Annotated in this window: 7 protein-coding genes; 6 read left to right on the forward strand and 1 reads right to left on the reverse strand. The window is 69.5% G+C overall.

The window, feature by feature from the left end:
* Positions 1-1444 precede the first annotated feature (1444 nt).
* Positions 1445-2029: a recombinase family protein gene (locus ACFWJB_RS32225; protein WP_386926651.1), complete on the forward strand. Its 585-nt coding sequence runs from the start codon at positions 1445-1447 to the stop codon at positions 2027-2029.
* Positions 2030-2186: 157 nt separating this feature from the next.
* Positions 2187-2984, forward strand: a complete 798-nt coding sequence (locus ACFWJB_RS32230) for a hypothetical protein (protein WP_086682406.1) — start codon at positions 2187-2189, stop codon at positions 2982-2984.
* Positions 2985-3205: 221 nt separating this feature from the next.
* Here ACFWJB_RS32230 and ACFWJB_RS32235 read toward each other — a convergent pair whose 3' ends face one another.
* Complete coding sequence (locus tag ACFWJB_RS32235; protein ID WP_109361253.1) at positions 3206-3463, reverse strand: mycoredoxin; 258 nt, start codon at positions 3461-3463, stop codon at positions 3206-3208.
* A 29-nt stretch (positions 3464-3492) separates the two neighbouring features.
* Here ACFWJB_RS32235 and ACFWJB_RS32240 point away from each other — a divergent pair, with 29 nt between their 5' ends.
* From ACFWJB_RS32240 to ACFWJB_RS32255, 4 genes are all read left to right on the forward strand, one after another.
* The gene (locus ACFWJB_RS32240) at positions 3493-5829 is read left to right on the forward strand and encodes an ATP-dependent DNA helicase UvrD2 (protein ID WP_386926654.1); all 2337 of its coding nucleotides are present in this window, start codon (positions 3493-3495) and stop codon (positions 5827-5829) included.
* Positions 5830-5995: 166 nt separating this feature from the next.
* Positions 5996-6328 (forward strand): hypothetical protein, encoded by a 333-nt coding sequence (locus ACFWJB_RS32245; protein ID WP_385473131.1) that lies wholly within the window; start codon positions 5996-5998, stop codon positions 6326-6328.
* 173 nt (positions 6329-6501) lie between these two features.
* A complete protein-coding gene (locus ACFWJB_RS32250) occupies positions 6502-6870 on the forward strand; it encodes a WhiB family transcriptional regulator (protein ID WP_385473134.1) in 369 nt (122 codons plus the stop codon).
* Positions 6867-7190, forward strand: a complete 324-nt coding sequence (locus ACFWJB_RS32255) for a hypothetical protein (protein ID WP_385473137.1) — start codon at positions 6867-6869, stop codon at positions 7188-7190. The genes ACFWJB_RS32250 and ACFWJB_RS32255 overlap by 4 nt, the downstream gene beginning before the upstream one ends.
* The last annotated feature ends 157 nt before the right edge of the window (positions 7191-7347 follow it).

The following is a 7347-nucleotide window of genomic DNA, read 5'->3' on the forward strand; positions in this document are numbered from 1 at the left end:
CCCCGTTTCAGCATGATGTACGACGCCGGGCCAGGTCGCCGCCGTCGCTCCCGACTGCATGAGACCGAGTCCAGGCCCGAAGCTTTGGGCGCCCACCTGTGAAGCGCTGTGCCTTCCGCACGGCCACCCCCGCAAAGAAGGGAGACACATGTCTCGCCGCCCGGCGGGGCCGCTGGCGCACCCGTGTGCGCCTCACAGGAAGGAGCCGCAGCCAGTGGCCATCAGCTTCGGTCATGACCGCCCGTGGGGCGGAGTCTCCCAGCGCGAGTACCGGCGCATGGCGCAGGAACCCTGGCACCCGCTCGCCTACCGAGTGCACTTCGCTGGGCTGGGCTGGGCTGACCGCCAGGGTCATGCAGCCTTCGACCCTGGGAAGCTGGCCTCTCTGCTGGGCAAGGAGGGCAAGCCCCTGTCCGACCAGAGCACGACCAACGCGGTCAACCGCGCCAAGAGGTTTGGGCTCGTCTCGCCCCGGTCGGGTGCCGCTTGCCTGGTCCTGCCCTCTCACCTCTTCCAGAAGGGGAAGGGTGCACCGGTACCGTGCCGCGTCCATCAAGACCGGTGACCATACACCGCAGGTGTAGCCAGCACACGCCGTACGTGTAGCGACAGGGGCAGTGACCTGCGGAAAGGTTCGCGCGCTCTCTCTTCTGTCACCCCTCGCAGTTGCGGCCCCGCAGGGGCCGACAGAAGGAAGCGGCTTCGCGGCCCCCGGCAAGCAGAGCGGGGCGCGGCAGCGCCCCAAGAGAAGGCATCGGCGAAGTAGTAGGCAGCATGGGCGGCCGGATGGCCGCCACAACCCGAAGCCTCTACGACAGTGCGGCCCAGCAGGGGCCGACAGGAGCAAGCCCAAGGGGGGCGCTGCCGCGCCCCACAGGCAAGGACGTAAGGCTTCGTTCTGTGCACTCCTTCGCCGTCGCCAAGGAGGCAGCACAGGCCTTTGAACAGGCGTTACGCCTCGGCCGGCTGGAGTACAGGCCAGCCTGAAAGGCCCTGAAACCGTGGCAGGATTTGAGCCGGTAAGACACAGCGGTCGGGCAAGGCCCCTTCAAGGGGTCATACCCCACCCCCTTCGCCATTGCCTCTCCTCCGCCGTCGAGAGGCTGGCCAGCGGCCCGTGTCCCGTGGCAAGCGAACGGCTGTGCGCCAGCGTGAGCGGCTGACAGGCTGTGCCCCTGGCAGGCAGGCGAGAGCACAGCGACAGGCAGGCAGACAGGCTCACAGCCTCTTGCCGTTGCGGACACGCGCAGTGCTGGCCAACACACGGCAGAGAGCACAGCCCGACCGTGGCCCAGCGTGACGAGTAACGGGCGTCTCGAAAACCAAGGTTTGTGAGACGAGACGGCAGGCGCCCCGGAAGGGGGCGCAGCACTGTTCAAAACCCGTCTCGAAACTTTCGTCTCGGGCTTGACGTATTGAGACGAGTTCTGAGACAGTCCCGGCCGTGACGACGAACACGATCACCGGTCAGCTCATCGGATACGCCCGCGTCTCGACCGATGACCAGGAAGCGCAGTTGCAGCGCTACGCACTGACGGCCGCAGGGTGCGCCCGCATCTTCGAGGACAAGGCCAGCGGGAAGAACACCAACCGGCCAGAGCTCAGGGCCGCACTGGACTACGCCAGACCCGGCGACACCCTGTGCGTGTGGAAGCTGGACCGCTTCGCTCGGTCCCTCATCGACCTTGTGACCATGGTCGACACCCTTCGAGAGCGGGGCATCGGGTTCAAGGTGCTCACAGGCGCGCTGGCCAACATCGACCCCGGTACAGCTGACGGCCGTCTCATGCTTCAGGTGGTCGGAGCCATGGCGGAGTTTGAGCGCAGCCTCATCAAGGAGCGCACCCGCGCAGGACTCGACGCAGCCAAGGCGCAGGGGCGTACAGGCGGACGGCCGTCCGTCGTCGATGAGGATGTGCTCACCGTGGCCCGTGCCAGAAAGGCGAAGGGCGAGAGCGTGAGCGCCATCGCCAAGGCTCTCGGGATCTCCCGCGCCACTCTTTACCGCCACCTCGGCGAGGGCGCCTGAGACAGGCGTACACGGGTGCGTCCCGAACCAGGAAATGGTGGCCACGGTCCGCCGCCAGTGTCCGCTTGGACTTCCTTGGAGGCTTTCGCGACCGCAGCTCAGCTCTGGAGTGCAGTGGTCGCGAGCCGTGTCAGACCTGCGTGCAACACTGCGGTCCATGTCTCTCTCTGATCTCACTTTCGACCAGTGGCGATCCTTCGAATTGCCTACCGCACGCCGCGTCGCCGAGGAGGCCGCTGGCTTGGTTGACGGTCGGGTGACACTCGTTGAGACCACAGAGCACCTCGGTGCTCCGCTTCATCGCATCCGGATCGAGCGGAACGGACAGGAATTCGCTCTGATACCCGGAGGGCCGGTGTCCCTCGGCTTCGACCTGAACAGTTGGCAACCGACCCCGCAGCAGACTGCCGACTATGCCGAGAGCCTGGAGCAGGGCTTCGGCTACGGATCCGACCTGCGGGCCCACCTCGCGCAGGTGCTCAGCCCCCGCCGGAGCGTCGTCTTGGCCACTGTGCTCATGGCTGTGGAGGACGAGAACCTGACCGAGTTGCCTGCTGACATGCCGGCTGTTCTCGCGGCTCGTGGCCTGCGGATGCCGAGCCCCGACGAGTGGGAGCACGCTTGTGGAGCTGGGGCAGAAACCCTGTTTCGGTGGGGGAACGACTGCCCCCTCGACCGCATCCCCTACGGGGACCGCACGGGCCCGCAGAACCAGCTGAACGCCTTCGGCCTGCGCATCGCCTACGACACCTACCGCACGGAGTTGACGAGCGACGTTACAGCGGTCCACGGCGGAGACGGTGGCGAGTCGGTGTGCGGCGGCTACGGCCACATGCTGGCATGGCTGCCCCTGGCCACCGCCAATCGCAACCCATCCATGGTCGAGTTCGTGTATGGCCCGGATGGTGAGGACCTTTGCGAGGACTTCTCTACTCGGCCTGTGCTCGCGCTCTGAACCTGCGGCATTGCTACCGCGCGCTCAGAGGTTCTGTCGGTGACGGCCACCAGGTGGAGCGCTCAGTCTCTCTGCGCCCTGTGCAGGGCGCGTTCAGGAGGGCCTCGCATCTACAGCGGTGGTTGCCGGGGGCGGGCCTTGGACCTGCCGCTGCGGTCTCCCCGGGGCACACAAAACCCCCGATCAGCGTCAGGCCGGTCGGGGGCTGCGTCTCGCAAGGGTCAGACGCCGAGTGCCTGCTTCACCTGGGCAAGGCTCGGGTTCGTCATCACGACCTCGGTGCCGCCACTGGAGGGAACTACCTGAACAGTGGGAACCGTCTGGTTTCCGCCATTCGCCTTCTCCACGAACGCGGCGGAATCCGGGTCCTGCTCGATGTTGATCTCGGTGTACGCGATGCCCTCGCGGTCCATCTGGCTCTTCAGCCGACGGCAGTAGCCGCACCACGTGGTGCTGTACATCGTCACAGTGCCCGGCATGTCTCTCGCGCTCCTTCGGCGGCTCGGGGATGAGGTCGCAGAGGGTGAACGTTTCGTGGTCGCCCCGCCATTCCCGGCGCGTGACGCCGGTCGCATCAGTACGACTGTCGGTGCGTGCCTGTGGACGGCCGACGCACCCGTCCCGCCCGACCTGGCAGCATGGCGGGGTGACAGCAGCAACGCACTCCACCCTTTTCCCGCAGGTACCGGACTCGGCCGACGCGGTGCTCGAAGGGCTCGACCCCGAGCAGCGCGAGGTGGCCACCGCCCTGCGCGGTCCGGTGTGCGTGCTGGCCGGCGCCGGGACCGGCAAGACCCGGGCGATCACCCACCGCATCGCCTACGGGGTGCGCGCCGGGATCCTCCAGCCGTCCAGCGTGCTCGCCGTCACCTTCACCAACCGCGCCGCCGGGGAGATGCGCGGCCGGCTCCGTCAGCTCGGCGCGGCCGGCGTCCAGGCCCGCACCTTCCACTCGGCGGCGCTGCGGCAGCTCCAGTACTTCTGGCCGAAAGCGATCGGTGGCTCCCTGCCCCGGCTCGTCGACCGCAAGATCCAGCTCGTCGCCGACGCGGCCGCCGCCTGCCACCTCCGGCTCGACCGGGGCGAGCTGCGCGACGTCACCGCCGAGATCGAGTGGGCGAAGGTCACCCAGACCGTCCCCGCCGACTACGCCCCCGCCGCGGCCAAGGCCGGCCGCGAGGCGCCTCGCGACGCCGCGGAGATCGCCCAGTTGTACTCCGCCTACGAGGACCTCAAGCGGGGGCGCGGCGTCATCGACTTCGAGGACGTGCTGCTGCTCACGGTGGCCGTCCTGCAGGACCGGCACGACGTCGCCGAGCAGGTCCGCGCCCAGTACCAGCACTTCGTGGTCGACGAGTACCAGGACGTCAGCCCCCTCCAGCAGCGCCTGCTGGAGCTGTGGCTCGGCGACCGCGACGACGTGTGCGTGGTCGGTGACGCCAGCCAGACGATCTACTCGTTCACGGGAGCAACCCCCGACCATCTGCTCGACTTCCGCAGCCGGCACCCCCACGCCACCGTCGTCAAGCTGGTCCGCGACTACCGCTCCACCCCCCAGGTGGTCCACCTCGCCAACGGACTGCTCGCCCAGGCCCGCGGCCGGGCCGCCGACCACCGCCTGGAGCTGGTCTCCCAGCGCCCCGCGGGCCCCGAGCCCGTCTACGCCGAGTACACCGACGAACCGGCCGAGGCCGAGGGAGCCGCCCGCCGCATCCGCGAACTCATCGACTCGGGCGTCCCCGCCGCCGAGATCGCGGTGCTGTTCCGTACGAACTCGCAGTCCGAGACCTACGAACAGGCCCTCGCCGACGCCGGAGTCCCCTACCAGCTGCGCGGGGCGGAGCGCTTCTTCGACCGTCCCGAGGTGCGCAGGGCCGGCAGCGCCCTGCGGGCCGCCGCACGCTTCGGCGGCAACGACCACCTCCTCGACGACGCCGTCGACCTGCCGTCCCAGGTGCGTGCCGTGCTGTCGGGGGAGGGCTGGACGCCCCAGCCCCCGGCGGGGTCCGGCGCCGTCCGGGAGAGCTGGGAGTCGCTGGCGGCCCTGGTCTCCCTGGCCCACGACTTCGCCGCCGCCCGGACGGGTGCCACCCTGGGCGACCTCGTCGCGGAACTCGACGAGCGGGCGGGTGCCCAGCACCCGCCGACCGTCCAGGGCGTCACCCTCGCCTCGCTGCACTCGGCCAAGGGCCTGGAGTGGGACGCCGTCTTCCTGGTGGGCGTCGCCGAGGGCATGATGCCGATCACCTACGCAAAGACCGACGAGCAGATCGAGGAGGAACGCCGCCTCCTCTACGTCGGCGTCACCCGCGCGCGGGAGCGCCTGCACGTCTCCTGGGCGCTCGCCCGCTCGCCCGGCGGCCGCCCGAACCGCCGCCCCAGCCGCTTCCTCAAGGGGCTGAGGCCCGGCTCGGCCCCGGCCGGCGCCCGCACGTCCGCCGGCGGCCCGGGCGGTGTGGAGCGCGGCCCCGGGCGCGGCACCACGGTCGTGGCGCCGCGGCGGACCCAGCGGACCCCGGCCCGCTGCCGGGTCTGCGGGCGCACGCTCACCGAGGCCGGTGAGATGAAGCTGATGCGCTGCGAGGACTGCCCGTCCGACATGGACGAGGGCGTCTACGAGCGGCTGCGCGAGTGGCGGGAGGTCCAGGCGGGGCGCAGCGGACAGCCCGCGTTCTGCGTCTTCACCGACAAGACGCTGATGGCGATCGCCGAGTCCGTGCCGGAGGACGAGCACGAGCTGGCGAGGATCCCGGGCGTCGGGGTACGCAAGTTCAACCGCTACGGAGCCGACGTTCTGGCCATCTGCGCAGGCCGGGAGGTCGCCGGGCTTGACGGCGGAGACTGATCCCAACTCGTCGAAAAAATAGTTTGCGCATGCCCCGGGAATCCCCATAGGTTCTTGGTCACGGAGAACAGCGGCCTTCCCGGAGGCCCTGGGTCCGTGTTGTACTTGCATATCCGTGGACCGGGTCACACCGGTCCCCCCGAGACGCCGAGAGGAGGCGAGTCCAGTGATCAGCATCAACATCAGCACCACCGCCGGTTCCACCGCCAAACTGACCGATCGCTCGGCCGTCTCCCTGCGCATGCTCGGCGTTTCCAACCCGGGCACCGGTCTGTCCGGCATTCGTGCCGTGCGTCCGGCGTCCGCCTCCGTTGCCCCCGCGGGCCTTCCCGTCCGTGAGCGCGACGAGCGACCGACCAAGGCACTGGAAGCAGCAGTAGCGGCACAGGCTCAGGCCTATGCCTTTACGGCGACCGGTGCCGGATTCCGGAAGCAGACGACGCAGCACCACCTGATGTGGGCCTTCCGTGGGCCAGAACCCTGGAGTGATCCAGCCTGATCTTCGATCAGGCCGGCGCCTTCAGGGCCGCGGAACCCCACCCGGGATCCGCGGCCCTTCTGTTTTCCCCGAACGGGGACGACAGCGCGAAGGAGCCTCGGGACAAGAAAAGAACCCGGTACCAAGCCGCAACCGGCCGACCGGCCGGAACGACCAGACGAGGAAGACCACCCGTGCAACTCGAAGCGCACGCCCCGTCCGTACCGCCTTCCGACACGATCCCCAAGCCCGGCTCCACGGAGGACCCCACCTTGATCCCGCTCACCGCGCTCACCGCGCTCGACGACGCCATCGAGAACCTCGGCGTACCCGTCCCCTGCCGTTCCTTCGACCCGGAGGTCTTCTTCGCGGAGTCGCCGGCGGACGTCGAGTACGCCAAGTCCCTCTGCCGTACCTGCCCGCTGGTCGAGGCCTGCCTCGCCGGTGCCAAGGAGCGGCGTGAGCCCTGGGGCGTCTGGGGTGGCGAGCTGTTCGTCCAGGGGGTCGTCGTCGCCCGGAAGCGGCCGCGTGGTCGCCCGCGCAAGAACCCGGTCACGGCATGAACATCACCGGAACGATCGATCGCCCCCTCACGCACGACCCCAAGAAGCAGGCCCCGATGAAGCCGTCCACCGACGAGATCGCAGGCACCGCGCCTGAAGACTTCACCACCAGTGACGCGAAGGACTCGCGTCAGAACAGGACCCGCGAAATGCAACTCATCCCAGAAGCCCTGGCGCGTGCGCATATGCACGAGCGCCTGCATGAGGCCGAGCGGGAACGCCGGGCCATGCGCCTGGCGACCGCCCGCCGGATGCACCGCCGGGCCGAGCGCGCCTCGATGCGCGCCCGGCGCGCGCTCGCCATGGCGGTCATGCAGTAACCGACCACACCCGAAGCGGTGGCCTCCGTCCTGGAGGCGAAGCCTTCCCCGTGGGGGGCGGGGCGGGCGACGGGCCCGCCCCCACCGGCGTCCCCCCGCCGCGCCCCCCGCCCCCCCCGCCGCCACGAACAAGTCCCCCGAGTAGGGGTAAACAGCG

This window comes from Streptomyces sp. NPDC127100 (assembly GCF_042724095.1).
GTDB lineage: Bacteria > Actinomycetota > Actinomycetes > Streptomycetales > Streptomycetaceae > Streptomyces.